Origin of the sequence: Flavobacterium keumense, from assembly GCF_029866485.1 — a bacterium.
GTDB classification, from domain to species: Bacteria; Bacteroidota; Bacteroidia; order Flavobacteriales; family Flavobacteriaceae; genus Flavobacterium; species Flavobacterium keumense.
The window spans coordinates 1,530,996-1,556,067 of record NZ_CP092332.1 but is presented as its reverse complement, the minus strand read 5'-3'; the positions used below and the strand labels follow the sequence as shown (position 1 = coordinate 1,556,067).

Here is a 25,072-nt window from a genome sequence, read left to right as displayed (position 1 = left end):
ACTTGTATTCCACTATAAAAAAATCCCGATTTCTTTGAAATCGGGATTTTTTATTTACAGTCTTTTGTATTAGTGACAGTTTTTATCTAAATACTTTTTAACTCTTGTTGTACTGGTTGTATTACCACTACAATCAGGAATACTAGCAAAAGGTATCAATACTCCATTAGCATCTTTTATCTCTAACTTAGTAGTATAATTATCCCCATCATCATCAACATCATAAAAATTAGGAATACCATCACCATCACTATCATCCGGATTAGAGGTAGGCGTTACTGGATAATTTATAGTATTTCTAAAATCATACATATATCCATCTCCATTCAAATCTTCTAAATACGATGGAATACCATCTTCATCTAAATCAGTTCGTTGAATTTCATATAATTTAAAACTAAAAACCAAAGGACAATAAGCCGGTATAGAACCTGATCCTGAAGCATAATAACCTAAACCTGAAGGAATAAACATTACACCTGCTCCAAAGTTAGTATATGTAACTGTGCCATCTGCATTAGCAGTATAAGTTCCTTTTCTAAACAAAGGAAAAATCTCTGACCAACCTGTAATTGTTGAAGTAAGACCAAAAAAACTTTGTGGATATTTTGATTCTTCAAATTTAGTCACACCCAAATAGGCTGCAGCAGTAGAAGTAGCCGCAACTTGATTTAAATAATCACCTCTATAAGAAGCTAAAACTGCATCTACATTAGTTGGTTTTTCACCTGTACCTTCTCGTAAAACTAAATAATAAATTTTATATGTAATTCCATGAAAATTAACATCTCTACTTAATAATTTTGGAAAAGTAGCACTATTCAAATAAGACCAAACAGAAGCTTGCGTACCTCCAGATGGAATTTTAGTAAATACAATATCTTGATCGTCTGTAAATCCAGGATGATTAGTAACCGTGATATAATAGGTCTTTAGATATTCTTCAATAGTAGCTAAATCAGCCGTATACTGGACAGAATAATCTCTAAGTGGCTCAACAGTAGCCGTATTATTTTTAGAACATGAAAAAAATGAAAGGACTGTAACTAGTACAATAAAATAATATTTAAATTTGTTCATTATGGCGAATTTTAAGTGCGCAAGATACAATATTGATTTATTTTTGTAAACTATTTAACTTCGATTTTAGAAAATTTATGCGAATAGACAAATATTTATGGTGTGTAAGATATTATAAGACACGAAACATGGTTACTGAGGCTTGCAAAAAGAACCATGTAACCGTAAACGGACAAATAGCCAAACCGTCCAGAGAGGTTTTCCCAACGGATAAAATTACGTTTAGAAAAGACCAAATCACACAAATTATTACCGTGTTAGACATTCCTGAAAGCAGAGTTGGTGCTAAATTGGTAGATATCTATCGTCGAAACGACACGCCTGCCGAAGCCTATGCACATTTAGAGTTACTAAAACTATCTAAAGACTATTACAGAAAAACTGGAACGGGACGACCTACTAAAAAAGACCGAAGAGATATTGACGAGTATGGCAATGAAATACCAGAAGACTTTGAAGAAGACTTTTTGTAAAAATTGAGACTTCAGGATTAAAACGAATAAAAAAAGATTGTACCTTTCACAAAAAAAATATGAGCCAAAATATCATCTTAACCCATCAAGAAATTGAGCATAAAATCAAACGTATTGCTTATCAAATCTATGAAACTTTTGTGGATGAAGAAGAAATTGTAATTGCAGGAATTGCGCACAACGGATTCATTTTTGCTCAAAAAATAGCTACTGCTTTAGACGAAATTGCCGCACTGAAAATTGCTCTATGCGAAGTAAATATCAACAAACAACATCCTGAAGCGGTTATTCAAACGTCATTATCCCAAAAAGACTATGCTAACAAAGGATTAATTTTAGTAGACGATGTATTGAATTCAGGAACTACGCTAATTTATGCGGTTCGTCATTTTTTGGATGTTCCTTTAACTAAATTTAAAACGGCCGTTTTAGTCGATCGTAATCACAAGAAATACCCAGTTAAAGCTGACTTTAAAGGCATTTCACTCTCAACTTCTCTGTTAGAACACGTGAGTGTTGTTTTTGACGAAAACGGACAAAGTTTAGCTTATTTAAGTTAATATTGAAATAATATCCGCAACTGTTTCATCAATTGTTTTACCATCGACAATTACTTTATATTCTGCTTGATTGTAGTAATAACTGCGATCAAATAAATGCTTAGCGATAAACTCTTGTAATTCTTCGTCTGATTTATTAGCTACAATAGGACGCTTGCTTTTATTGTGTGCCAATCTATTAAAAAGCGTTGCCACCGAAGCCTTCAAATAAATAGACGTAATCCCCTCCCCTTTTAACAATTCATGATTATTAGCATAACATGGAGTACCTCCTCCTAAACCGATGATTTGTTTATCAGACGAAGCTAACAATTCAACAAAAACATCGTGTTCTAATTTTCGGAAATAGACTTCTCCAAACGATTCGAAAATTTGACTGATTGTCATATTCGCTTCGATTTCAATAACTCTATCTAAATCCACGAAAGGAATTTGGAGTAAACTAGAAAGTTTTTCGGCTATGGTTGATTTGCCACAGCCCATATATCCTAATAATATTATTTTTCTCATTGAAATAAAACCTTACAAATTAAGGGATTAAGGGCTTTTAATTAAAAAAGACAAATTTATAATAAAATACCTTTGAAATATTAAAAATAAGGCCTTATATTTGCACCCGCATTCAAGAAATGAAATGACTCGATAGCTCAGTTGGTAGAGCACATCACTTTTAATGATGGGGTCCTGGGTTCGAGCCCCAGTCGGGTCACAAAATTATTAATTATTCATTTCTTGAATCATTGACTCGATAGCTCAGTTGGTAGAGCACATCACTTTTAATGATGGGGTCCTGGGTTCGAGCCCCAGTCGGGTCACAAAAGGTTATTCGTAATACGAATGACCTTTTCTTTTTTAAGGCCACGTGGAGAAACGGTAGACTCGCCATCTTGAGGGGGTGGTGCTCGCAAGGGCGTGTGGGTTCAAATCCCACCGTGGTCACTTTTTTAAAACATAAACCGCTTATTTATAGCGGTTTATATGTTAAAAGTAAATAATTTTCCCCGCTATTTCCCCATTACTTTGCATTAAATCGTTAATAATTGTTAATAAAAGTAAGTTATTCAATAAATTCTATATTAGAATTTAATGCTTCTAAAATAGCATCCATACTTTTAAGGCTAATGTCTTTTTTGCCTGTTTCAATTCTCGAAATATAATCGCACCTTGCTTCGGTTCCAAATATAATTTTAGAGATACCTCGCTGGGTTAATCCCATTGCCATGCGTTTCCTAAACATGAATTTTGAAAACTGAAGCATTATAGTTGTTCTTTTTGCCATTGTTATTTGCTCTTTACAATTTCTATTAGTTTCTTTAAACATTCAAGTTCTGCTTCTTCGTAGGTTTTATAGTAGTCTAAATAAAAGAAATCTTGACCATTTTTAAGAACTTTAACTATGTTCTTAGTAAATTTATTATCTAAATCTATAAAGTCTTGAGTAAATAAGCTATGTTTATCTCTAAACCATCTAAATGCTTGTGAGAATGTTGGTGCGGAAATACCTAAGCAACTTTCAGGTGTATTTCTAATTTCCCATTCAGTTATTAATCTATTAGTCGGTAATCTATAATTACCCAAACAATATTCATTAAATCCTAATTCTTTTAAAGCTAATGCTTGTTCGTAAGGTATAAATTCTTTTTCCATATCTTATTTGTTTTTAAATTGTTTAAACCATTCTTTAGGAGGTAATGGTAATTTAAACGTCTTTTCAGCAGAACACATAAGAACGTAATCTGCATACTCATTCATATCCTCCTCACTATACCTTCTTTCTTGTTGTTTACACCAATAGTCTTGAGCTAAATCAGATTTAATGCCTGCTAAATAAGATTCGGCATCGTATTCTTCAAGCGTTTCTTGTTTAGGTTCTTCTTTTGGAATAATTATTCTGTACCCATAAAAAGCTCTACCGTTATTAGACAATAAAAGTTTAACCTCAATCCCCTCACAACTTGGATTCTTAACAAACCATTCTAAAAACTCATCATCAATAGCTTGTACATCATCTTTGATTAAGTCTTGGTCTGTTGTTAGGATGATTTTCCAACCTTGTGTTACGCCCCATAATTCAATCATTTTGTTATAACTTAGTATTTCATTTACTACTAAACCATAATCTCCCTCTTTAATTTCTTTATTAGAAGTAATGTAGATGTTAATATAATTTCTTAATGCAATAGTTTGTCCATTTTCTATATGAAAATTTCCATTCATTTGTAATTGTAACCTACTCGGTTTGTCCGTTGATAATACGTGTATGTTTTTCATGTTATTTTTTTTATTAGAAATTTAATTTTAATTCTTTTTCCTTCTGACTGATGTATTTTTCTATTTTTTCTTTATTGCCTATAAAAACAATTTTTATAAATCTTTTTATTAAACTTTCAGAAATAATATCAAGTGATTTGGCTCCAGTTATTCTAACTATAGCTTCTCTAACAACAATATCATCGTTAATATCATCAATTGTATCGCTATGATCGCAATCACATTCGCAATCATCTTCATTTACCATATTTAAGAACCACTCTGCATAATGCTCAATTCTGAAGTCAGAAATATAGTCTAACAAAGTTTCTTCAATATCTTCAAATTGGCGCATATATTTTGCGTCTGATTCAAATTCGGAACGTGGCTTTAGGTCGTCTACCTCAAGCTCAGTATTATCGTCAAATATTACTTTTTTGATTTTTTTCATTTCAAATCGAATTTAGTTGGTTTTTTATCTTTGAATTTTTTAGCTAATATTTTAGCTTCTTCTTTTAGTCTATGCTCCATTTCGAAAATGGTTTCTTGGGGCGGTATGTTTTTTTTAGGTTTCATGATGTTAGGATTTAATATTATTTTTATACATTTGCTACGTGATAAGATAGTCCTAGTAATAGGGTTAGATTAGAAAAACCCCGATTGAAGAAATTCTTTCGGGGTCTTTTTTTACCAATTAATTAATGATTTAAACCTATCTAATCCGTAAGCATTGTTTTTTTCTAAAATAGGCAATAGCTCATCCGCTCTGTATTCTTCTTTTTCAAGGGAGTTTCGCTCGATGAAATCTTTACAACCTAATTCACAAGCTCCTGTTACTGTTCGATAGTACATAACTGTAATAATAGTATCTGGAAGTATTGGCTCGTTTTTTATTTTTTCAACAACCAATTTAAATTGAACGTCCGAGATAGCTTTTTTAATCGTATCTCCATGGGCAAAAAAGCCTTCTTTTTCAGCTAAAAAACAATCTTTCTTTTCTATTGTGGTTTTATCGAAAGAATATAGATTGTATCCGGTATGAATATGAATGCCTTTTGTTGTTTTTGATTTTTCAACTACAAATAAATAACCATCAACTGATTTAACGTTTAATTTTTTGTTTTTAAACTCCACCGATGTTAATGCGTTGCAGTAGCGGAAATTGTAGTTTCCAATAGCAGTGACAAGTGGGAACTCCACCGATGTTAATGCGTTGCAGTAGCGGAAATTGTAGTTTCCAATAGCAGTGACAAGTGGGAACTCCACCGATGTTAATGCGTTGCAGTAGCGGAAATTGTAGTTTCCAATAGCAGTGACAAGTGGGAACTCCACCGATGTTAATGCGTTGCAGTAGCGGAAATTGTAGTTTCCAATAGCAGTGACAAGTGGGAACTCCACCGATGTTAATGCGTTGCAGTCGTAGAAATTGTCGTTTCCAATAGCAGTGACAAGTGGGAACTCCACCGATGTTAATGCGTTGCAGTCGTAGAAATTGTCGTTTCCAATAGCAGTGACAAGTGGGAACTCCACCGATGTTAATGCGTTGCAGTCGTAGAAATTGTCGTTTCCAATAGCAGTGACAAGTGGGAACTCCACCGATGTTAATGCGTTGCAGTCATAGAAATTGTAGTTTCCAATAGTAGTGACAAGTGGGAACTCCACCGATGTTAATGCGTTGCAGTCGTAGAAATTGTAGTTTCCAATAGTAGTGACAAGTGGGAACTCCACCGATGTTAATGCGTTGCAGTCGTAGAAATTGTAGTTTCCAATAGTAGTGACAAGTGGGAACTCCACCGATGTTAATGCGTTGCAGTAGCGGAAATTGTAGTTTCCAATAGCAGTGACAAGTGGGAACTCCACCGATGTTAATGCGTTGCAGTCGTAGAAATTGTAGTTTCCAATAGTAGTGACAAGTGGGAACTCCACCGATGTTAATGCGTTGCAGTAGCGGAAATTGTAGTTTCCAATAGCAGTGACAAGTGGGAACTCCACCGATGTTAATGCGTTGCAGTCGTAGAAATTGTCGTTTCCAATAGCAGTGACAGAATGCCCAACTACTTTAACCAGTGATTCAAATCTAACGATACACTCATCGCCTATTTGTTTTACTTTTTTTGGAAGCGTTAACACTCCGTCTTTAATGTCTTTTTCTTCAATTGATACTAGTATTCCTTTTTCGATTTTCATAATGTGATTTTTTTATAGGTGGTTAATTAAATTTGTAATTGTATTTCTCTTTGATTTCTTCAGCTCTTTGTTTTAAAGTAGAAACTTTAAAATCTGGGTTGTTTAGCCTTTGGTTTACTTCGGTTACTTCTATGTGACAAATTGCTCCGCCTAAGTGTTTGAACCAATAATAAAAGTCGATTGTCTTTTCCATAATTCTTAGTTTAAAAAGGTTAGATATTTTTTATTCATTTCTCTGGCTTCGTGAATGCGTTTTTTTAGCGCTTTCTTACGTTCGGGGGTCGTTGCTTTTTGCAAAGCGTTTTTTTCTTCCTGTATAATATCATGCAGGATTTCCGCATCTATAAGCGGGATTAGTAATTCTTCCATTTTGTGATAGGATTAAAAAAAGGGGCTACCAAAATATTGACAGCCCCGAGGGTTAGATATTAGTTTGAAATAAGATTTTGTTCAGTAAAAATCTTGATAAGCAATTTAACTGGGTACAAATTCACGACCCCGAAACGTGGGTCGGGCATTGTTTCGAGCATATACCCCTCTCTTCTTGCTTCTGCTTTACATATTCTTCCAAGTTTTGACGCTAGCTGTAAGCCACAATTGATGTTGTTTAAGTTAGCAAACCCAACGATAGTAAAATAGTTATGAAGTGTTTGAGTTTTTGCTTCTAAAAGGTCTATACGTCTATCGGTTTCTTTTTGTTTACGATCGATTTCTAATAACAATTTAGCATTTTCATAAAGCTGTTCAGCCTGTGTAAGTGGTTTTACTTTTGATTTAGCTATTTTTTCGCACTCGATAAAATAAGTTCGGGCTTGTTTGCCTTTTTCGGAGCGTTGAATCATTGCTATTTCTTTAGCCGTGTCGATAGTAAGGGCAAATTCTTTAGATGGACGACCTCCAGTACTTTTGCTCAAAAATGAGCTAAAGTCTTTATCTTCCTCAAAGCCATACTCTAACATTCTTGGCATCCAATCTTTAAATTCAGTTTTTACGTCCAAAAAAGAATGCAGTTCTCTTGCACTAACCACACTTAAACCTTGTTCATTTGTGGTAATGTTAATTAAATTCTCCATAGCGTTAGAATTTAACTTCGGTCAAGTAAGGGTCTAAAACTTCAACAAAATCATTAAGAAAATAAACCACGCTTGGCAAGTCGTCTTCGTACGTGCAAGGGTCGTTTTTAGTTAATGATTGAAGTTCTTGGATTGAAAAGACAGCTTTGCGTATGTATTTCGCAAATTCTTGGGTAGTGATTGATTGATTAAAGTAATTGTTCAATCTTTCAATAGCTTCGTTTCGTGAAGCATCCGCAACGGAAACAGTACCTGGTACCGCTTTAGTTGTTGTTTCTACAGGTTCTTGCATTTGTAAAAATTTAACTAAATAAATAAAAAGAGGGCGTAGCCGCCTCTCGGTCTGCAAGAACCACCTAACGTATTGCTACGGTAAGAATTGAGAGATTAAACTACGCCTTTATTAAAGCGTTCTTTTTTCGATAAATTTGTATTGAAAACAATACGTTTTGGTAATTCTTGCATGGCAAATATACAAAAAAACCAATTGTGCAAAATGTTTTTATTGTTTTTTTATTATTTTAGCCACGTAATCATAAAAAATAACCCTATGAAACCAGACATTTATTTAAAAAGTGTATTGACTGTTATTGCTTTTTGCTTAGTTATTAATACATTAAAAGATTTTGAAATTATTCCAAAAGCTTACGCGAATGATTCAAAAAACAACAATCTTCCTTTAACACCTCCTAAAAATTACGGACTAGTTCCTGTTAATCCTGATGGGACAATTGATGTAAATATTTCTAGTATATCCACCAGTGATGAATTAGATGTAAATATTTCTGAAATTGGAGACGGACACGTATTTCATGGCGGACCAATAGATGTAAGAGTTGTTAAATAAATTTAAAAACAGTCTAAACCTAAATCTACAATGAGAAATATAATTTTATCTACGTGCTTACTTTATAGCACCCTTATTTTTTGTCAGAATAGCAATAGTGCAGTAGCGACAATGAGGCCAATTCAAGCTAATATTGGCGAAACTATAAATCAAATAGAACGAAACGACTTTAGATACCGAGAAGAAGCTAGAGAAGTCGAAAGCTATAGAGAAAGAAAAAAACGCAGAAAAACCTATCATACTGACGGAGAACGTATATTAATATACGGTGGCGAGGATTATAGTGTTTATCTAGGTTGTATTAACTGTGATAAATTTGATAAAGAATCTATTTGGGATTACACTAGCCCTTATGGCTCTCCGTTTAGTAAAAACTCAATCACAAATAAGCACGGAGAGTATGGCGGAGAATATGGAAAATATTCTCCATTTAACAAATTCTCTAAATACCCTCCAAAATTAGTTGATGCTAAAGGAAATTTTTATGGGTATTTTACAGCGGATAGATTCTTTAAAGACAGAAGGGTAACTCCTGGAATTTTATTTATAATTAACAATTGGGAGAGAGTTTCTGACAATCCAATTTCTACTTATATAGAATTATTTGAAGAAAGATAGAATAAAAAACCCCACATTAAAGCGGGGTTTTTTTATTTATTAGACTTGCTAATCGGGTCGTAAAGATCAATATCGGACTTGTCAATTCCTTTAATAGATAAATACTTATCTCTTATTGCTATACCAAATAGCAGGTTATATACTTCTAAATTGAATCCAGACTTAAAGGCGTGGTTTTTTACTTCTTTCAATTCATCTTTATTTAAAAATTCTTGGTATTTCTCGCCTATTTTAAAGCTCTCAACTTGTATATCGTAAGAATTACACTCTTTGCTTAAAACTTTCGTTAGCTGGGCGTAAATATTATCCCAATGATTAATGATTAAATTGTTAAGGCTAATCTCTTCGGCCACAGTCTCCCCTATTCTGGTCATAGATACAGGGCTATTTCTTTGAGCGAGCGGATTATTTGAATCTATAATCATTTTTAACGATGCTTTTACATAGTGCATATTCTCTTTTATACCATCAATAGAGTCTTCAAGTTTTTCTACTGACTTAAATTTTGTTGTAAAATGAGATACTTTCCAAATAGCAATAAAGCAAACAGCTAGAATTGATATAATAAAAGCAAAACTTCCAGCAGGAGATTTTAACGCATTTTCAAAAATGTCAAACATGGGGCTGATTTTTAATAAAACAATAAATGATCTGTATGTTTAAGTACGAACAAAAGTACATAATTTTTAATCATAACAGTCACTCAATTTGTTTTTTTTAACTATTTTAGCATTGTAATCAAAAAAACCTAAATTATGAAAACTACTTACGACATTATTGAATTTTAAAAATTAAACATTTAAAAATTAAACCTCCTTTTTGGAGGTTTTTTTATTGAAATTTAAATTGCTAAAGGAGGAGGAGGATTTAAGAACTAGATGTGATTAGATACCCTAAAATATCACTATTTCAGTTGCATCTAGTTCTTGGTTTAAATTGCTCTAAGTTTTCGTCAGACCATCGAACTACTTAACTCATCAGTAATGTGGTTAAGCGTGGAATCTATTTTAAGACAAATTACCTTGCCTATTAAACATACTGCTCTTTCCTTTATGTCACAGTTGCGCTTTGTTTAATTACCCCCGAAGTAACGCTTAGAAATATACCGCTTCAAAACTTTTAATCCCTTCAGTATATAGCTTGAATTAAAATAAAGGCAATAAAAAAAACCCTTCAAGCGATGCGGAAGCTATCAGGGTTTCTTAGGGGTTTTATGTCAAGAAAATTAAACCGTTTTAAGAAACTTGGAATTAATCCGAGTTTCCGCATCGTTTTAATTCGCAACAAAAATACATAAAAAACACACATTACCAAACATAATATGATTTTTTTGTGTATTTTTTTTCAATCGGGCACGTTAAAAGGTTCAGAACCCCGCCACAATAAGGGCGGACGCTTCGGGCTTAATCTTCTATTTATACACGCCCGAACGTGGATTTAATAATTAAACCACTTGTTTAATTCGCTTTTTTTTATGTTTGAATACTCAATATTCAAATCTTTCCTATTGTCATAGAAATTGTAAACTAACTCGGCGCCATTAAATTTTGCGGTGTAGTAATACCAATTAGCATAGTTTCCTCTATAGTTATTTTTATCTTTCATTCCTTCCTCATAAACAGAAATAGATTTTAAATCTTCGATATCTTCCCCGTCTACAACTGTAATAACTAAACTTTCTTTGTAATACTCTGAAAATTCACCTATATTATATTCTCCAGCTAAATTTTCTTGATTTGACAACTCTGTGTTAAAATAAATTTCCGCATCTTTTAAATTGTCAAAATAAACAGAATCGTATTGTTCTGTGGTTTTTCCTGTTTCAACTTCTTTTTGAACGATAAATGTTTTCATTTGTGATAAGATTTTGAGATTAATATTAGTTGTAAATATAATAATTTTTTCGGTCGGGTACGTTAGGCGAGAACCGCCAACACAATACAAGCATCTAATACTAAACAAATAGCAAGAGCTTTAATGAAATCTTTTTTTTGTGCCTTTGAAATTGGACAATAATCCGAGTGTGAACATAGTTTTAAATTTTTACGTTAATAAATCGGATAAAATCAATAGAAGAGTTAATCTCACCTAAATTAAACGCTTCTTGAAAACCCTCTAACGTATAAACTCTTCCTTGTTCTTCGGCTAAAGACTGGAATTCTTCATTTGTTAAATCGGAATAATGTTTTTCTTGTTCTCCAAAATCTGCTGTGTCTAACACATAAATTCGCGTTTCTACTTCGTAAGGGAGTCTATTTTTGTCAAATTTGCTCGTTGCTTGGTTAAGGTTCTCAAATTTTTGAAATTCGCCTTGTAGTGTTATTGTTTTCATAACTATATTGTTTTAAGTTCTTGAATAAATATTTTTTTTGCTTCGGCTCGTGTGTAGCCGAAATAAGACTTTTGAATTAAATAGCCTTTGTGCATTGTATAAAATTTAATGCTTCCGTTTATAACAGTGATTTGCTATAATATTAAAATTTAAGGGACTATTTAAGCCCCTCTATTAGTTTTTCGATTTCTGTTTGTTTTGATTTTTGGAACACCCAACCAGCCCCACAACTTAGGCGGAAATTAAAGCGCCCGCCCAGTTCTTTTAATTGGTCTTTTATTGGTTTTGTGTCTCCTATTACTGCGATTGCTTTTTCTGAATAGTCAACTATTTCAATAGCGCCAATTTTAAGGCTTCCAATAGGTTTTTTTGTTGGCTCGGCTACGTTGGGAACGAAGTAACGCCCTTCTGCTGCTGCTAGATAAACAAGCTCTCGCCCTGCTTCTGTTTCTAAATTAATAGTATATTTATTTTTGTTTACTTTCCAACCGCTCCAATCAGAAGAACCTATGTAGTAATTAGGTAAATAACTATGTCCGCCAGTGTGTTCAAATTCTGAATTATTGGCGAAAACTTTTGTTTCTTCGTAATTTAAACAGGCTTTTCTTAATTCCTGCATGTTGTTACGATCGTTTGAACTAAAAGCAAGTACCACAAAGAACGCAACCGAAGTATTAAAATAGTCCGTTTGGCTGTCGCTATTGTCTTGGTACATATCGGCTACAATAACAGTTTTTGCGTCTGCTGGGATTGTCACCAATTTTTTACCCTCTTCAATTTTCCCCGCTCTTAATTGAGCTTCTAACATTTTGCTAGATTGTAGCCTTTCGTTTTCTTTAGCTTCTTTTTCTTTAGCTTCAATAACAAAATTATTTAATTCGTCAATTGATCCCTTGAACTTGTCGCCTTCGGTGTAATACGTTCCAATTCCAAATTTTTGTTTGTAGTTTCTAATGTGGCTAACAGTTGAAAGTTTCAGAGTATCAATATCGACCGTCAAATAATTAATTCCCCAGTCTGTCGAGTCAATTCGATATATTATTGCGTTCCCGTCTCGTTGCCCTTTTTCGTAACCATCAAGAAAAACACGTTGCCCGATCTCAATTTTATACGGCTCGGCTTCGTTAACCTCTACCGCTTCGGGGTGAGCATCAAACAAAATCAAAGCCTTAGCGTGTAACTCTTTTATTTTACTTTCTGTGGCTTTTGCTTTTTCGCTTAATAGATTAATTCTTTTATCAGAAAATAGCGAGTAAGTCATACAACCATTTGGTAAAAATGTAACTTTCTGCGCCGTTGAAGTAATAAAACCGCTTGCCCTTTTCATTGTTACAATTTCCCAGCCTTCGCCTGTTTCAGCGGTTGAAGTTCTACCCTCCCAACCTCTTAATGAATTAGTTATTTTTGTTTTTTCCGTGTGTGATAAGATTGTTTTCATAATTTGATTAGATTAGTTTTTATTTTACAATTAGTGTTTTTTTACAAAAATTATTTCTTACTTCTACTTTATCGCCTTTTTTATAAAGGTGGATGTTTTGATTAAGAATATTCTCGTGAGTTTGATCGGTTGTACTGATTATTAGTTTCATAGCGTGATAAGATTAAATTAAATAATAGCTGTTTCGATTGTTTTCAATCATCATCAGGAGCGACACACATCGCCCGACAACTTTACACCTTAATTCCTATTTGGTTAACGTGGGCTTTCGGTTTCATCCAGAGTAAGCCAAACCCGCTTTATAGTCTTCTCGACTTCCGCCACTTTTTAAAACTGTGGTCTCGTTTTTTTTCGGCTTGGCTACGTGATAAGGGCAAAGCCCTCACCCAACAACCAGAACCCAAACACTAAGAGAGAGAACAACAAAAAAAAATATATCGTTGTTTCAATCTTGTTGTACAAATGTACATCAAAAACACATATAAAACACATATTTGTACATATATTTCAATTCTATTTTTCTATTATTCAATGTATTTGCTATAAATAAAATCTATAAATTAAATCATAAACACTTTAAAATCAGTACTTTATAAATTAAATTAACGAAAATTAAAAGTTTATAATTTTTTAGAAGTTTTGAAGTGACAGTCCCAGCATCAAACTTACGCACGTTAAACCCTTATAAATACTGGTATTTTAGCCGTTTTATCAAATAAAATCAACGTGAAAAATAAAATGTGTGCTTATATGTGTTAATTTTGTGTACTAAATCGGCGAAATATGTTTGTTTTGCTGAGGGAAAAACGAACAAATACAAATATTATGAAGTATAAAAAATTAATCAATTTTCAGGCGTTAAGCGAAGAATTAACAGAGTCCAGAACCAAAATAAAACCAACAAACACAGCGGAGAAGTATCTCGATGTATTGGAAGATTTAGACGGCTTTATTAATTTATGGGTTGTAATTGCTAAAAAGAAACTAAAAGGCCAAACAAAAAATAACAACATGAAGCGAAAGAATGGATTCAAATAAATTCCATATTCTGGATCATTGTGCGTTTTGTTTTCAAATATTCAATTCTACAGAGGGCACAACGGGGAAATAATGGGGAAAATTTATAGTATAAATTGAATTAACCCAATAAAACCAGTACACCAACAAGAATAAATGTGACCATAAGAGGAACACACACAAGATAATAGCTAAAAAAATTAGCTGAATAACGAAAGGGAAAAGCCAAAAGTTTTGAAGGGATGAAAACAAAATCGACCCCTATACCTCTGAATTTTGCGTTTTCTTTCGGTCCGTCTCGCGCTCAAAACCCCTATACCCTCCCCCACACTGTACCATATATCACATTTTAAAAAACCTATTACTACTAAAATCTTGGTATAAAATAAAAACTGCAAAGTGTTATTTGTATTATGATATGTGTTTTTTATGATTTTCATTGGCTTTATCAAAAGATAAGTTATTTCACTAGTATTTCTTTGTCTATTTGATTTTGATTGATTCTAAGGCTTTATTTGGCTTTGAAATAATTTTTCAAAAAAAATCATAAAAAAAGCATATTGTGTAAAAAATATTTGTTAGGTTTGTAAAAGGAAGGACAAATTAAAAAACTGAAATATGATAAGCAAGGAACAATTTATTGAGGTTATAGAGAATTTGCATCAGCAGTATTTGGAGGATAAGAAACATGTAGATGATTTGACTTCGTTGTATGGTACTTATGGATTTTCAATGTATGACAACAGTAGGTTGATTAATTCTGTTTTATTGATGTTACAGATTTGGTTTCCTAGAAATGAAGAAGGTTTTTGTGCTATTGAGCATTATTGTTGGGAATGTGAGTTTGGGAAAATTGGAGATTGTAAGACTTCAAATGAATTGTGGGAAATACTTCAAAAATGAATATAAAAAAGACAGGATATAAAATTTGATAGGTCTAAGGACAGAATTTTTGATCTGAAAGGTCTTAAAAATAAACAGCGAGATAGAGCAGTGGTTAGCTCGTCGGGCTCATAACTCGAAGGTCGTAGGTTCGAATCCTACTCTCGCAACTAAGCTGCATGAGGGTAGCTTTAAAAAAACATAGTCAAGTTCTTATCTACTAAAACTTTTTAAACTGGGTTTAGTACTTTTTTCTTCGGTTGTTTTATTATGTTTTCCGGAGTTTTTATTGATTGAGTGGCGGAATTGGTAGACGCTAAAAAATTCCGATAGTAGCGAAACGGAAGTGTCAGATTAAGTTACTGTACAATGAGAAAAAAGTTCGAGCAGGTTCGATTCCTGCCTCAATCACAAATTGAAAGTGATTTGTAAAACTAATAGCCTGAGAGCTGTTTTACAAGCCGGCCATTACTTAAGCCAATGACTAATTTGCACTAGAGGCAAAAGTTTTAAAAGAAATGAATTGACATATCCATTGGCTTAAGTTTTTAAAAACGCAAAAGCAATTTATACCGATAAGTCGGAACATCGAACTTTCTGGGTTGGCATTTAACTCATTAAATCATTCGGTGATATGCGGATTGAAAGTGTGGCGCATAGACAATTTGGATCGTTTAGCGTTAGAGTTGAAGACAGTTGACGTTATTCTAATTCAATTCTTATAAAAAACCAAATGTGAATTGCTTTTTTAATAAATCAAAAATTAAAATACAGTGTTATGAATTTACACAATTACGAAGAGGCTTCTGAATATGAAGTTGCTAACTGGTTACGTGATTCAAAAGTTTTGAATTTGAGTAATGAACAAAAAGCCAATGTATTTGAGGTAATTAAATTTTCTCGTTTTGCATTTTATAAAAAAAGAGAACGAATATCAAGTATTTGGATTAGACTATCAATCATCTTTTACCCGATTGTGTGGTTTTTACTATTCTTAGTTCTTCCTTTCAAATTCATAGCAAAAGGTAGCTGGGGATATAGAACCGAAGACATAAAGTGGTTTTATAAATGGGGTAATGATTTAGGAATTTAATTTAATAAATATGTTGCAAAGACAATCATTTTTAGAGTATTGTAGACCGCTAAGAGGTTATATTGTTTACAAGAATGGGGTAGAAAAGCCAAGGTACTTGCTTTATTGGTATAATATCGAAATTGACGATATTTTTAAAAACAGAAGAGGTTTTACGTTTGAAAAAAGGACTTACTAATGAGCGAGATTAAATGTAAAATAATAGGCACGGTACCATCAAAGAGTAATTGCTATAGGATAATTACTTTGAATGGACACAGATCTTTAGCTAAAACCCAGGCGCTAAAAAAATATGAGGAATCTTTTTTTTGGCAAATTGGCCCGGCCAGAGATAAAATGATTGACGTTCCGTTTGAGTTTCACGTTGATGTTTTTTATCCTTCTAAACGATCTGATATTGACAATTCTTTCAAAGTAATATTGGATTGTTTGCAAAAGGCTAAAGTAATTAAGAACGATAACAATTGCTCGCTAATATGTGCTAGAAAATTTATCGATAAAGAAAACCCAAGAGTAGAATTTACTATTAAAACAGCCTAACAATGAGAGTTCCGAGTATTAAAAAAGTAACTACTTACTTTTCAAAAGCTAAAGAAATTACCTGCCTAAAATTAGGCATCAATGTAAGTATTGCTTACGTGACTAAGTTTCAATACAACGAAGAGGAAAAATCATATACTGTTCTTGGAGGTGTTGTTACGGTTTGGAATGAAAAAGACGGATTTGCCCCAATTATAAAAACAAAATGTGAATCTGAAGAATGCAAAGATTGTAAAAAGTGTAATGAAAACAAAAACTAATGAAACTACTATCCGATAGAATACTTGTAGAGAGAATAGAAAAAGAAGAAAACAAAACTGATTCAGGAATCATTCTAAGTAATAAACCAAAAAATGATAATCAATTTAGAGTTGTTTTAATTGGGCCAAAGGTACGGCACACTAAAATCAGAGATATAGTTCAAAAAATGAAATATGTTCCAGGAACTCCAATTGAATATAACGGTAAAATGTGTCTTTTGTTAAGAGAAGGCAGCGAGCTTGATTTGAATATTTAGAATGGAAAAGCTAACCATAACCACAAACTTCAAAATTAAAGAAGAGGTAATTCGAAAAGCTGATCCAGATAAATTGCTACATATTGTCATTGCAATTGTTATTGATTGCCAAGGAATAATGTACCAAGTTAGAGGATACAATGGAATATACACTCTTTATGATTTTGAAATAGCTAGGTATAGCGAAAGATTAGGAATACTAAATTAAATTTTTAAACCCCAATTGCAAGGATAAGTGCTATAAAAACTATGGAAGGAATTAAAGATTTTGGCCAAGCATTAAATTGGTTAAAGAATGGAAAAAAAGTAGCTAGACAAGGCTGGAATGGAAAAGGAATGTTTTTATTTTTAGTACCTGGAAGTACTTTTAAAGTAAATAGACCGCCTCTTTTAGGTATTTACGAAGAGGGAACGGAAATAAAATATTGTCCGCATATTGATATGAAAACTGCTGATGGTTCTGTAGTTCCTTGGCTTGCGTCTCAAACAGACATGTTAGCAGAAGACTGGGAAACAGTAAATTAAAACTACTTAAACAATTCTTTTTTAGAATCAGAAGGCTCCGTTCGATTCATTTTCTTAATGAACTCAAAACGGAGCTTATCTATTTCGCTAGCGCCTTTTTTAGCCATGTGGTTTTTATCCGGATGTTCCGGAATAGGTTTTTCTCCAGATAAGTATCTATAAAAATCCTTAACAATATTCCCAGCAATTGTAGTTAATTTAAAAATACTCTCAGGCCTGTCTTTATGCTTTTCTTTTATTTCTTGCATAAATCCACGTTTAATTAAATAATCAGCACGAACCAGTTGAAAGTTTTTAGGTAACTCGTAGTAATCGTGATAGGTGAAATAATTCATCGGGTAAAGTTTTAAAAGAATTTCTAAAGTCCTTAGCGATATTTTATTTTTTGTACAAACGTAATGCCTAACCACAAAAAAATTCTCAAGCAAATCATATCCTTGATTGCAGAAAGCGTATTTAGGCTTTTTTGCATATTGTGGTTTTACATAAATACCCATCTCGTGTAGCATTTCTAATGTATACAACGGTATCTTATTAGTAGCTTTATTAGCATTTTTTCTATTGTTCCAATACTTCACTATAAGTTTTTTTTATTACATATACAAAAGTAATAAATAAAATCTATTATATTTGTAAACAAATAGAATATCATGGCTAAAATCAATAATAAAAACGTCTACAATCAGGACCCTAATCCTTCAATGAAGGACTATTTGATTGGTACTGACGGCAATTCTGGTAGTAAAATGACCAAGAATTTTGATTTAGGAAGTGTATTTGCTTTGTTTAATAGATTTCTTGGGTACAATGTTTTTGTTTTTGCAGAAGATCTAATTGAATACCCAAAAGGAACTAAAGGGTATTTTTATTGTTACGATGTAAATAATCAAATAACTAAACTTTTTTCCAACACAAAAAAAATAGTATTTAGCCGTACAGATTTATACGGAGATATTGTTTTAGATTTTTTCCAAAAAATAGTTAGTAGCGAAAGTTTTGCATTTAGACTTACAAATTTTGAGGATAGAAATAACTTTATATTTCTTACTCCAAGCAATTTTTTAATAGATAATACTACGCTTACTTTCAGTATCGATATAACCGTGCTTACTTATTTAAACTCAGGCAATTTTATTCCTAATTCTACTTATTTATTATCCCTAGAATATTATTCTCAAGATAAAAACCCAATTCCTATAAAACCAATGGAACTTCGAATTATAGCGAGAGGACCAAATAACAACACGGGCAACGACTTAGCTGGAGATATTGTAGAGGGTTGGGGAACATGGGATTCAAACACAAACTCTGGAGTTTATTGGAAAAGAGCGATTTATAACGGAGGCAATAGAAGTGATCGAGCAAATTACACACCTATAGAAACTATTGATTTTTAAATAATAAATAACTACAAATGAAAAAAATATTTTACTTATTGCTATTAACAGCAATTACATTACAAGGTCAAACCACAGGAGTAAACAAGCTAAAAATAGCTTCTAATCCTGAAAAAACTACTGCTCCACGTGTATTAGTTCAAGAAACTAATGGAGACGTTGGGTATGTCGCTAAATCCTCAATTCAAACCGATATTTCGGGTAAAGTTGATAAAGTAGCCGGAAAAGGTTTGTCTACAGAAGACTACACCACAGCAGAAAAAACAAAGCTGTCTGGAATAGCATCGGGCGCCGAAGTAAATGTCAATGCAGATTGGAATGCCACTTCAGGTGATGCTCAGATTTTAAATAAACCAACAATACCAAGTGTTTTAGGATTAGCCACAGAAACGTTTGTAAATAATAGTCTTTCAACTAAAGAAAATACTATTAGTGCCGGAACCACAGCACAATATTGGCGAGGTGACAAGACATGGCAAACACTTCCTACTACAGGTTCTCTGCAATTTGGCATTAATAGTCCTACTGTATATAATAGTGGCGGTGGTAATATTGCCACTAATACTTCATTTGGTCAAGCGTCTTTAGAATATAATACTACAGGTTCAAATAATTCAGCCTTTGGGAATACTTCTTTGCAAATGAATACTACAGGATCAAATAATGTGGCATTTGGGGCAACCGCACTTTCTTCAAACACAACAGGAAATGATAACCTAGCGCTGGGTAAAACATCTTTACGATACAATACCACAGGTGTGTACAATTTAGCAATAGGAAATTCGTCTTTAATGAATAACACTACAGCTTCATATAATCTAGCAATAGGTAAGGATGCAATGTTAAGTAATACAACGGGTGAGATTAATGTAGCTCTAGGTGGTAGTTCTCTTAGGAATAATACGCAAGGAAACTCTAATCTGGCTATAGGATATGGCGCATCTTATTCTAACACCACAGCTAACAATAATACCTCTTTTGGTATTTATTCTTTATATAATAATTTGACGGGAAATGATAATACTGCTGCAGGATATAGAGCCTTATATTTTTCTAAAGGGGTAAACAATATTGGTATTGGCGCTAATTCTGGAACAGATTCGGTTAAAAATATAACAACAGAAAGCAATCAGATAGTCATAGGCAATGAGCTTTCACAAAATGCCTACATTAAAATAGGTTGGACTGTGACGTCGGACGCAAGAGATAAAATAGATTTTGGAATCATTCCTCATGGCTTGGATTTTATATCAAAACTTAAACCTGTTTCTTATCGATTTAGACAAAATAGAAATTCAGAAACAGCTGTAGGAGATCTTAAATATGGTTTCAAAGCGCAAGATATCTTAGCATTAGAAGGCTCTAATCCAGTTATAATTGACGCGAAAGATCCAGAGCATTTGAAATATACAGAATCAAATCTATTGCCTGTCCTAGTCAACGCTATTAAAGAGTTGAGCCTTAAGGTAAGTTCTCTTGAATCGGAAATTCAAAATTTAAAAAAATAAACAAATGGATACACTTAAAATTATAAAATTACAAGAAGGGTTGTTCAAGCATACTATTAATAATGTAGACGAACAATCCTTCTATTCAACAACTTATGTCAAGCTGAGTATTGACAATGGTACAATATCGATTAATTCAGGCACTTTCAATAGAGATTTCTATTTAGGTAGAATTGAATTATATGATATTGATAGTACTACGCCTTTGGTAGTTACAGACATGGATGATTTTACTAAAAAATTAGCTAATCTAGGTTATCCATTATTTAGTTCTGCGGCAGAAAAAGGTTTAGGAAAAGAAGAAACATTGCAGTCGGTTAAAAACTTGCTAATTCAGATCAATAGCAAACTTAACCAACTCAAAGCTACTGTGGAGGAATTCACAGCTACTGCTGGCCAGACGGTATTTAATTTGGCAGGCTTGCCTATTGGAGATGTGGCAATTTCGATTAATGGAACTCGTGTGAGTTCTAGTTCTATATCAGTATCTGCTCAACAAATAACCTATAATCCTGTAAATAATGGAGGTTATGTTTTGGAGGCCAACGATGTTGTCATTTTTGATTTTTAATTTTTAAATATTTTCACATGAAAAAAATAATTTTCTTTTTTTTATTAGTTACTAGTAGTTCATTACTAGCGCAAACAACTTTATCTGATCGCAATGGGAAGGCAGTTATTGTCAATTCTCCAGCGACTACTACTTCAAAAGGGACCATAAAATTATCAGGAGACTTAACTGGTACTGCTGATTCCCCAACGATAGCTAATGGAGCAGTGACTAATGCTAAAGTAGCTACAGGAATAGATAAGTCTAAAGTAGGCTTAAATAACGTAGACAACACCTCTGATGTAAACAAGCCGGTTTCCACAGCTACACAAATAGCCTTAGATTCAAAACAGGCAACACTTGTCTCAGGGGCAAATATTAAAACTATTGAAGGTCAGGCTTTGTTAGGTTCTGGAAACATAGATTTATCAAAATCAGATATTGGTTTAAGTAATGTAGATAACACCTCAGACACTAACAAACCAGTATCAACTGCCACACAAACGGCAATTAACACAGCCTCTACATCTGATAGAAACAGAGCGAATCACACAGGGACTCAGGAGGCAGAAACTGTAATCACTTCAATTACTTTTGACGGAGGTATAACTAATCCTCCAAGAGATATAATTACAACTGTTCGTGATTTGTATCAAGACACTACTACTAAGCTGGCTACAAAAGCAAGTTTAGCCTCGCCTACATTTACAGGAACGGTATCGGGGATAACAAAAGCTATGGTTGGACTTGGTAATGTTGATAACACCTCCGATGCTAATAAGCCTATTTCTACGGCTACTCAAAGTTCTTTAAATACGAAAGAGCCTACTATTTCAGCAGGAAGTACTACTCAATACTGGCGTGGGGATAAATCGTGGCAAACATTGGATAAAACAGTTGTGGGCTTGGGGAGCGTGGATAATACATCGGATGCAAATAAGCCAGTGTCCAATGCCACGCAAACGGCTTTGAATTTAAAAGCCAATTTAGCTTCGCCAACTTTTACAGGTACGGTATCAGGAATAACAAAAGCTATGGTTGGATTAGGTAGTGTGGATAATACTTCGGATGCGAGCAAACCAATTTCAACCGCTACGCAAAATGCTTTAAACGGTAAAGAGAACAACATTTCATCTGGAACAACTTCGCAGTACTACAGAGGAGATAAGAGTTGGCAAGACTTAAACGCAGCAATTGCTGCATATTGCCAACCGCTTTTGATATCTTTAAGTAACGTAACAGGTGCTACAAGCCAAACAATACCAGTATTAGACAGCAAATATAATTTCCTTAGAGTTAGAGCTAGATTTGGAGGATTTGCCACAGCTTGGATGCTCATTGATTTAAGAAATTCCAATTCTTTTTACACATTAGAATGCCCTACTTCAGGTACAATTGATTCAGCTACTCAATTTAGAAGATATAATATTCAAGTTGCATACAATACAACAACTAGAGTATTATCTATTACAAAAGTAGGAATGCAAACCATTACTGCTGGTAGTGCAGGTACTATAACATATACTGATTTTATAAATGACGCAGGGTATTATTTAACAGATTTTGAAGCAATACTATAAATTTTAAAAACAAAAAAATCATGAAAAAATTATTAAAAAAACACTGGGCATTGATAGGTTTGATTGTAGCTTTTATAGTTGATCATTCGTTTGATATTCTTAAAAATTCAGGATTAACCTTAGTTGAAGTAGATTTAATCAAAGGTATAGGTGTTATAATTGTGGGATATTTTTGGAATCCAACCAATGATAAAAAACCTACATTCTCCCCATCGGCTGCCTCTAAAAAAGGTAAAGGAGCTATTGTGCCAAGTAAAGGCTTGTAAGATGAAGTATAGCGAAATTCCATTAGTTGTATTGATGCTATTTATGTTGGTGTATTTAGCGATTGGAGATCCCGATAATGAAATTTGGAGTGGTTTATTCTTTATTGTGAATTATGCTACACAATTTATGCTATTCAAAGATCATAAATCTAAAATCATTAGAATAGGAGGGATTTCGCTTAGTGTATCAATTTTGATATTCATAGTTTTAAAATATTTCTTAGTTCTTAAAATCGAAAGCTATTATTCAATGATCCCATTTACAATTTGTTTAATCACATTAATACGTTACGACTATGTCACACATAAGCGATAGACTTTACAATTTTATTACCTACGGTTTTACCTTTAGCGGCATAGCTGTTACGTTTGGAGATATTAAGAGCTTTATTTTATTCATCGGTGCTTTGGTTTTGCTTTCATTACAAATTCGCCTGCATTTGATAAAGATTAAAAAAGAAAAAGAAAATTAATAGATATGAAATTTCAAATCATCAAACATTACGAAGGGCTTCATGATGGCGATTTGAAGCAAATAGGCTTACAGCCAAAAATGTGTCCTGCCGGTGTATGGACTGAAGGCTGGGGAAGCGCAATGATAGGGCTTAATGGTAAGTTTTTAAAAGGAGCGGCAAACAAGGCAACTGCTTTCAAACTTGCAAAAGTTAAAACTATCGAACAGGCTGATGCTTTGTTTCTTGTAGATATTAGATCTACTCTTTTGATTATAAGAAGAAAAATCACTGTTACATTGAATGAGTCACAAACAGAAGCCCTAGCTTCTTTTATTTATAACACTGGCGGTAGTTCAACCTTGTATCGATTAATAAATACAAAGTCTCCAGCGCTTTTTGATTGGTGGTGTAGCCACTACGTTACAGGGCAAGGTAGTAAAAAACCACTGAGAGGATTAGTAGCTAGAAGAAGATCAGAAGCTACGCAATTCACAACAGGAAAAGTTCAATTTTTTAATTAATCAAAAATCAAAACCATGATACAAACAAAAAATATTGATTGGTACAAAACCACATTTTTAATATTGGCTATTACATTTGCTATTCTATGGCTTCGTGGTTGTGGGGCTTCGCAAACACCTCAATTAGTCGATGTGACTGTTCCGGCAGTAGAAGGAAAATTGGAAGCTAAAAAGCCAGTTCAGGAACCACTAAAGTTGCCAACAAATGACAAGTCCAAAATTGTCAAAGTAGAAAATCCTGTTAATAAAGAGTTGGAAGCCGAAAATAAAAGGCTAAATCAATACGTGGAAGAAAGTAAAAAATTGATGGTTGCTTATGTTCAAGAACGAGATTCATTGAAAAAGCAATTGCTATTTGAAAAAGTAGCGCAGCTTAATAATTTCTCTACTGATTTTGATGACGATAATTTAGAATTGCATATCGAAGGAGTGGTTCAAGGCGAAGTGAAAGAAATCACGCCTAGTTATAAAATTAAACCTAAAACTATTGAAGCTCCTGTCAAAGCAAAAGAAACATTCTTACGATTACTCGCTGGAGCCGAATTAGGTCTTCCAACAAATTCAAATATTCCACTTCCTTTAAAAGCTAACATAATGCTACAAAATCGCAAGGGAAACATTTGGTCGGGATCTCTAGACACCAATGGAACTGTATGGGCTGGATATAATTTTTCAATATTTAATTTTAAGAGGTGAGTTTTTTTGTTTCAAAATATGTGTTTTTTATGTACTTTTATGCGATAATATGATTTTTATATGAAAGGATATAACGACTTTATAGTTAAGGTAGATTTTGTCTACTCAAAAACATTTAAAACAGAAAGTGGATTAGAACTACACGCTGATTCTAGGTTTTCTCAAGATAGGTTATCAAACCGAATCGCGGTAGTTGAAGAAATCCCTTTTGCATTAGAAGATAAAACACCGATTAAAAAAGGGTTTCAAGTAATGATTGACCCAACAATTTTTTACGAAGCTGAGTTTGTTGTAACAGGAGTTCAAGAAACACCATACACAATTGATAAAAACAAAGGCTTGTATAGAATCGAAGACGGAATGATTGTATTGTATAGAGAAGATGATCTAGCACAATGGAAAGCCAATTCTGAAAATATATTGATACAATTTGAAAAAGAAGATTCGGAAGAAATAAAATCGGGCTTGATTGTATTAGAAGCTAAAACTACAACCATCTCAAAAGATCGAGCTAAAATTTTACACGCTACTGAACTGATGAAAGAACAAGGAATAAATGATAATGATTTGGTTTTGGTAGAACAAGGATATGGCGTTCCTTTTTGGATTGAAGGAATTGAGTATAACTGGATTAAGAACCGACACGTATTAGCTAAAATTCAATAAT

The 25,072-nt window shown here is 33.2% G+C and carries 38 protein-coding genes and 5 tRNA genes; 26 read left to right on the top strand and 17 right to left on the bottom strand.

Annotated features, from left to right (window positions below; genetic code table 11):
* Positions 1-69: 69 nt before the first annotated feature.
* Positions 70-1,080: a BamM family beta-barrel-assembly machinery protein gene (gene bamM, locus MG292_RS06965; RefSeq protein WP_264533435.1), complete on the bottom strand. Its 1,011-nt coding sequence runs from the start codon at positions 1,078-1,080 to the stop codon at positions 70-72.
* A gap of 77 nt (positions 1,081-1,157) precedes the next feature.
* Between bamM and MG292_RS06960 the strand changes: the two genes are divergently transcribed.
* A complete protein-coding gene (locus MG292_RS06960) occupies positions 1,158-1,553 on the top strand; it encodes an RNA-binding S4 domain-containing protein (RefSeq protein ID WP_264533436.1) in 396 nt (131 codons plus the stop codon).
* A gap of 59 nt (positions 1,554-1,612) precedes the next feature.
* A complete protein-coding gene (locus MG292_RS06955; RefSeq protein WP_264533437.1) occupies positions 1,613-2,113 on the top strand; it encodes a phosphoribosyltransferase domain-containing protein in 501 nt (166 codons plus the stop codon).
* Here the strand turns inward: MG292_RS06955 and MG292_RS06950 are convergent.
* Positions 2,105-2,623: a shikimate kinase gene (locus MG292_RS06950; RefSeq protein WP_264533438.1), complete on the bottom strand. Its 519-nt coding sequence runs from the start codon at positions 2,621-2,623 to the stop codon at positions 2,105-2,107. The two genes, MG292_RS06955 and MG292_RS06950, sit on opposite strands and share 9 nt — an antisense overlap.
* Before the next feature lie 126 nt (positions 2,624-2,749).
* Between MG292_RS06950 and MG292_RS06945 the strand changes: the two genes are divergently transcribed.
* From MG292_RS06945 to MG292_RS06935, 3 genes are all read left to right on the top strand, one after another.
* Positions 2,750-2,822 (top strand) — tRNA-Lys (locus MG292_RS06945).
* A gap of 33 nt (positions 2,823-2,855) precedes the next feature.
* Positions 2,856-2,928: transfer RNA gene (locus MG292_RS06940), tRNA-Lys, on the top strand.
* 41 nt (positions 2,929-2,969) lie between these two features.
* A tRNA-Leu gene (locus tag MG292_RS06935) sits at positions 2,970-3,052 on the top strand.
* Positions 3,053-3,170: 118 nt separating this feature from the next.
* On the opposite strand, the gene MG292_RS06930 is transcribed toward MG292_RS06935, so the two are convergent.
* From MG292_RS06930 to MG292_RS06885, 10 genes are all read right to left on the bottom strand, one after another.
* Positions 3,171-3,392: a helix-turn-helix domain-containing protein gene (locus MG292_RS06930; RefSeq protein ID WP_264533439.1), complete on the bottom strand. Its 222-nt coding sequence runs from the start codon at positions 3,390-3,392 to the stop codon at positions 3,171-3,173.
* 2 nt (positions 3,393-3,394) lie between these two features.
* Positions 3,395-3,760, bottom strand: a complete 366-nt coding sequence (locus MG292_RS06925; protein ID WP_264533440.1) for a hypothetical protein — start codon at positions 3,758-3,760, stop codon at positions 3,395-3,397.
* A 3-nt stretch (positions 3,761-3,763) separates the two neighbouring features.
* The gene (locus tag MG292_RS06920; protein ID WP_264533441.1) at positions 3,764-4,384 is read right to left on the bottom strand and encodes a hypothetical protein; all 621 of its coding nucleotides are present in this window, start codon (positions 4,382-4,384) and stop codon (positions 3,764-3,766) included.
* A 13-nt stretch (positions 4,385-4,397) separates the two neighbouring features.
* On the bottom strand, positions 4,398-4,814 hold the full coding sequence (locus MG292_RS06915) for a hypothetical protein (RefSeq protein ID WP_264533442.1): 417 nt from the start codon (positions 4,812-4,814) through the stop codon (positions 4,398-4,400).
* Positions 4,811-4,939, bottom strand: a complete 129-nt coding sequence (locus tag MG292_RS06910; protein ID WP_264533443.1) for a hypothetical protein — start codon at positions 4,937-4,939, stop codon at positions 4,811-4,813. The genes MG292_RS06915 and MG292_RS06910 overlap by 4 nt, the downstream gene beginning before the upstream one ends.
* Before the next feature lie 111 nt (positions 4,940-5,050).
* A complete protein-coding gene (locus tag MG292_RS06905; RefSeq protein ID WP_264533444.1) occupies positions 5,051-6,550 on the bottom strand; it encodes a leucine-rich repeat domain-containing protein in 1,500 nt (499 codons plus the stop codon).
* 22 nt (positions 6,551-6,572) lie between these two features.
* Entirely contained in the window at positions 6,573-6,743 is a 171-nt protein-coding gene (locus tag MG292_RS06900) for a hypothetical protein (RefSeq protein ID WP_264533445.1), read from the bottom strand.
* 5 nt (positions 6,744-6,748) lie between these two features.
* On the bottom strand, positions 6,749-6,919 hold the full coding sequence (locus MG292_RS06895) for a hypothetical protein (protein WP_264533446.1): 171 nt from the start codon (positions 6,917-6,919) through the stop codon (positions 6,749-6,751).
* A 59-nt stretch (positions 6,920-6,978) separates the two neighbouring features.
* Entirely contained in the window at positions 6,979-7,623 is a 645-nt protein-coding gene (locus MG292_RS06890; RefSeq protein WP_264533447.1) for an antA/AntB antirepressor family protein, read from the bottom strand.
* A 4-nt stretch (positions 7,624-7,627) separates the two neighbouring features.
* The gene (locus MG292_RS06885) at positions 7,628-7,915 is read right to left on the bottom strand and encodes a hypothetical protein (RefSeq protein ID WP_264533448.1); all 288 of its coding nucleotides are present in this window, start codon (positions 7,913-7,915) and stop codon (positions 7,628-7,630) included.
* Between the two features lie 258 nt (positions 7,916-8,173).
* On the opposite strand from MG292_RS06885, the gene MG292_RS06880 reads away from it, so the two are divergent.
* Together MG292_RS06880 and MG292_RS06875 are read left to right on the top strand one after the other, a co-directional pair.
* Entirely contained in the window at positions 8,174-8,470 is a 297-nt protein-coding gene (locus tag MG292_RS06880) for a hypothetical protein (RefSeq protein WP_264533449.1), read from the top strand.
* A 111-nt stretch (positions 8,471-8,581) separates the two neighbouring features.
* Positions 8,582-9,088 (top strand): hypothetical protein, encoded by a 507-nt coding sequence (locus MG292_RS06875; protein WP_264533450.1) that lies wholly within the window; start codon positions 8,582-8,584, stop codon positions 9,086-9,088.
* 32 nt (positions 9,089-9,120) lie between these two features.
* On the opposite strand, the gene MG292_RS06870 is transcribed toward MG292_RS06875, so the two are convergent.
* The 4 genes from MG292_RS06870 to MG292_RS06855 form a co-directional block, all read right to left on the bottom strand.
* Positions 9,121-9,708: a hypothetical protein gene (locus MG292_RS06870; RefSeq protein WP_264533451.1), complete on the bottom strand. Its 588-nt coding sequence runs from the start codon at positions 9,706-9,708 to the stop codon at positions 9,121-9,123.
* Positions 9,709-10,525: 817 nt separating this feature from the next.
* The gene (locus MG292_RS06865) at positions 10,526-10,942 is read right to left on the bottom strand and encodes a hypothetical protein (RefSeq protein WP_264533452.1); all 417 of its coding nucleotides are present in this window, start codon (positions 10,940-10,942) and stop codon (positions 10,526-10,528) included.
* A gap of 181 nt (positions 10,943-11,123) precedes the next feature.
* Entirely contained in the window at positions 11,124-11,420 is a 297-nt protein-coding gene (locus tag MG292_RS06860; RefSeq protein ID WP_264533453.1) for a hypothetical protein, read from the bottom strand.
* Positions 11,421-11,577: 157 nt separating this feature from the next.
* Entirely contained in the window at positions 11,578-12,858 is a 1,281-nt protein-coding gene (locus MG292_RS06855) for a hypothetical protein (RefSeq protein ID WP_264533454.1), read from the bottom strand.
* Between the two features lie 825 nt (positions 12,859-13,683).
* On the opposite strand from MG292_RS06855, the gene MG292_RS06850 reads away from it, so the two are divergent.
* From MG292_RS06850 to MG292_RS06805, 10 genes are all read left to right on the top strand, one after another.
* Positions 13,684-13,896 (top strand): hypothetical protein, encoded by a 213-nt coding sequence (locus tag MG292_RS06850; protein WP_264533455.1) that lies wholly within the window; start codon positions 13,684-13,686, stop codon positions 13,894-13,896.
* Positions 13,897-14,493: 597 nt separating this feature from the next.
* A complete protein-coding gene (locus tag MG292_RS06845; RefSeq protein WP_264533456.1) occupies positions 14,494-14,778 on the top strand; it encodes a hypothetical protein in 285 nt (94 codons plus the stop codon).
* A 76-nt stretch (positions 14,779-14,854) separates the two neighbouring features.
* Positions 14,855-14,927 (top strand) — tRNA-Met (locus MG292_RS06840).
* 121 nt (positions 14,928-15,048) lie between these two features.
* Positions 15,049-15,168, top strand: a tRNA-OTHER gene (locus tag MG292_RS06835).
* Positions 15,169-15,535: 367 nt separating this feature from the next.
* Positions 15,536-15,850: a hypothetical protein gene (locus tag MG292_RS06830; RefSeq protein WP_264533457.1), complete on the top strand. Its 315-nt coding sequence runs from the start codon at positions 15,536-15,538 to the stop codon at positions 15,848-15,850.
* 177 nt (positions 15,851-16,027) lie between these two features.
* Entirely contained in the window at positions 16,028-16,390 is a 363-nt protein-coding gene (locus MG292_RS06825) for a RusA family crossover junction endodeoxyribonuclease (protein ID WP_264533458.1), read from the top strand.
* Between the two features lie 2 nt (positions 16,391-16,392).
* Complete coding sequence (locus MG292_RS06820; RefSeq protein WP_264533459.1) at positions 16,393-16,650, top strand: hypothetical protein; 258 nt, start codon at positions 16,393-16,395, stop codon at positions 16,648-16,650.
* Positions 16,650-16,907, top strand: coding sequence for a co-chaperone GroES family protein (locus tag MG292_RS06815; RefSeq protein ID WP_264533460.1), 258 nt, complete (start codon positions 16,650-16,652; stop codon positions 16,905-16,907). The genes MG292_RS06820 and MG292_RS06815 overlap by 1 nt, the downstream gene beginning before the upstream one ends.
* A 1-nt stretch (position 16,908) precedes the next feature.
* On the top strand, positions 16,909-17,115 hold the full coding sequence (locus MG292_RS06810) for a hypothetical protein (RefSeq protein ID WP_264533461.1): 207 nt from the start codon (positions 16,909-16,911) through the stop codon (positions 17,113-17,115).
* Positions 17,116-17,156: 41 nt separating this feature from the next.
* On the top strand, positions 17,157-17,432 hold the full coding sequence (locus MG292_RS06805) for a DUF2829 domain-containing protein (protein ID WP_264533462.1): 276 nt from the start codon (positions 17,157-17,159) through the stop codon (positions 17,430-17,432).
* A 2-nt stretch (positions 17,433-17,434) separates the two neighbouring features.
* Here the strand turns inward: MG292_RS06805 and MG292_RS06800 are convergent, their stop codons facing one another.
* Positions 17,435-17,767, bottom strand: coding sequence for a hypothetical protein (locus tag MG292_RS06800; protein WP_264533463.1), 333 nt, complete (start codon positions 17,765-17,767; stop codon positions 17,435-17,437).
* A gap of 315 nt (positions 17,768-18,082) precedes the next feature.
* Here MG292_RS06800 and MG292_RS06795 point away from each other — a divergent pair, with 315 nt between their 5' ends.
* From MG292_RS06795 to MG292_RS06755, 9 genes are all read left to right on the top strand, one after another.
* On the top strand, positions 18,083-18,829 hold the full coding sequence (locus MG292_RS06795) for a hypothetical protein (RefSeq protein ID WP_264533464.1): 747 nt from the start codon (positions 18,083-18,085) through the stop codon (positions 18,827-18,829).
* A 17-nt stretch (positions 18,830-18,846) separates the two neighbouring features.
* Positions 18,847-20,337 (top strand): tail fiber domain-containing protein, encoded by a 1,491-nt coding sequence (locus tag MG292_RS06790; RefSeq protein ID WP_264533465.1) that lies wholly within the window; start codon positions 18,847-18,849, stop codon positions 20,335-20,337.
* Between the two features lie 4 nt (positions 20,338-20,341).
* Entirely contained in the window at positions 20,342-20,908 is a 567-nt protein-coding gene (locus MG292_RS06785) for a hypothetical protein (protein ID WP_264533466.1), read from the top strand.
* A 17-nt stretch (positions 20,909-20,925) separates the two neighbouring features.
* Entirely contained in the window at positions 20,926-22,467 is a 1,542-nt protein-coding gene (locus tag MG292_RS06780; RefSeq protein ID WP_264533467.1) for a hypothetical protein, read from the top strand.
* 20 nt (positions 22,468-22,487) lie between these two features.
* Complete coding sequence (locus MG292_RS06775; protein WP_264533468.1) at positions 22,488-22,733, top strand: hypothetical protein; 246 nt, start codon at positions 22,488-22,490, stop codon at positions 22,731-22,733.
* Between the two features lie 296 nt (positions 22,734-23,029).
* The gene (locus MG292_RS06770) at positions 23,030-23,206 is read left to right on the top strand and encodes a hypothetical protein (RefSeq protein WP_264533469.1); all 177 of its coding nucleotides are present in this window, start codon (positions 23,030-23,032) and stop codon (positions 23,204-23,206) included.
* Positions 23,207-23,211: 5 nt separating this feature from the next.
* A complete protein-coding gene (locus MG292_RS06765) occupies positions 23,212-23,709 on the top strand; it encodes a lysozyme (protein ID WP_264533470.1) in 498 nt (165 codons plus the stop codon).
* A 15-nt stretch (positions 23,710-23,724) separates the two neighbouring features.
* Complete coding sequence (locus MG292_RS06760) at positions 23,725-24,405, top strand: hypothetical protein (RefSeq protein ID WP_264533471.1); 681 nt, start codon at positions 23,725-23,727, stop codon at positions 24,403-24,405.
* Positions 24,406-24,465: 60 nt separating this feature from the next.
* Entirely contained in the window at positions 24,466-25,071 is a 606-nt protein-coding gene (locus tag MG292_RS06755) for a hypothetical protein (protein WP_264533472.1), read from the top strand.
* The last annotated feature ends 1 nt before the right edge of the window (position 25,072 follow it).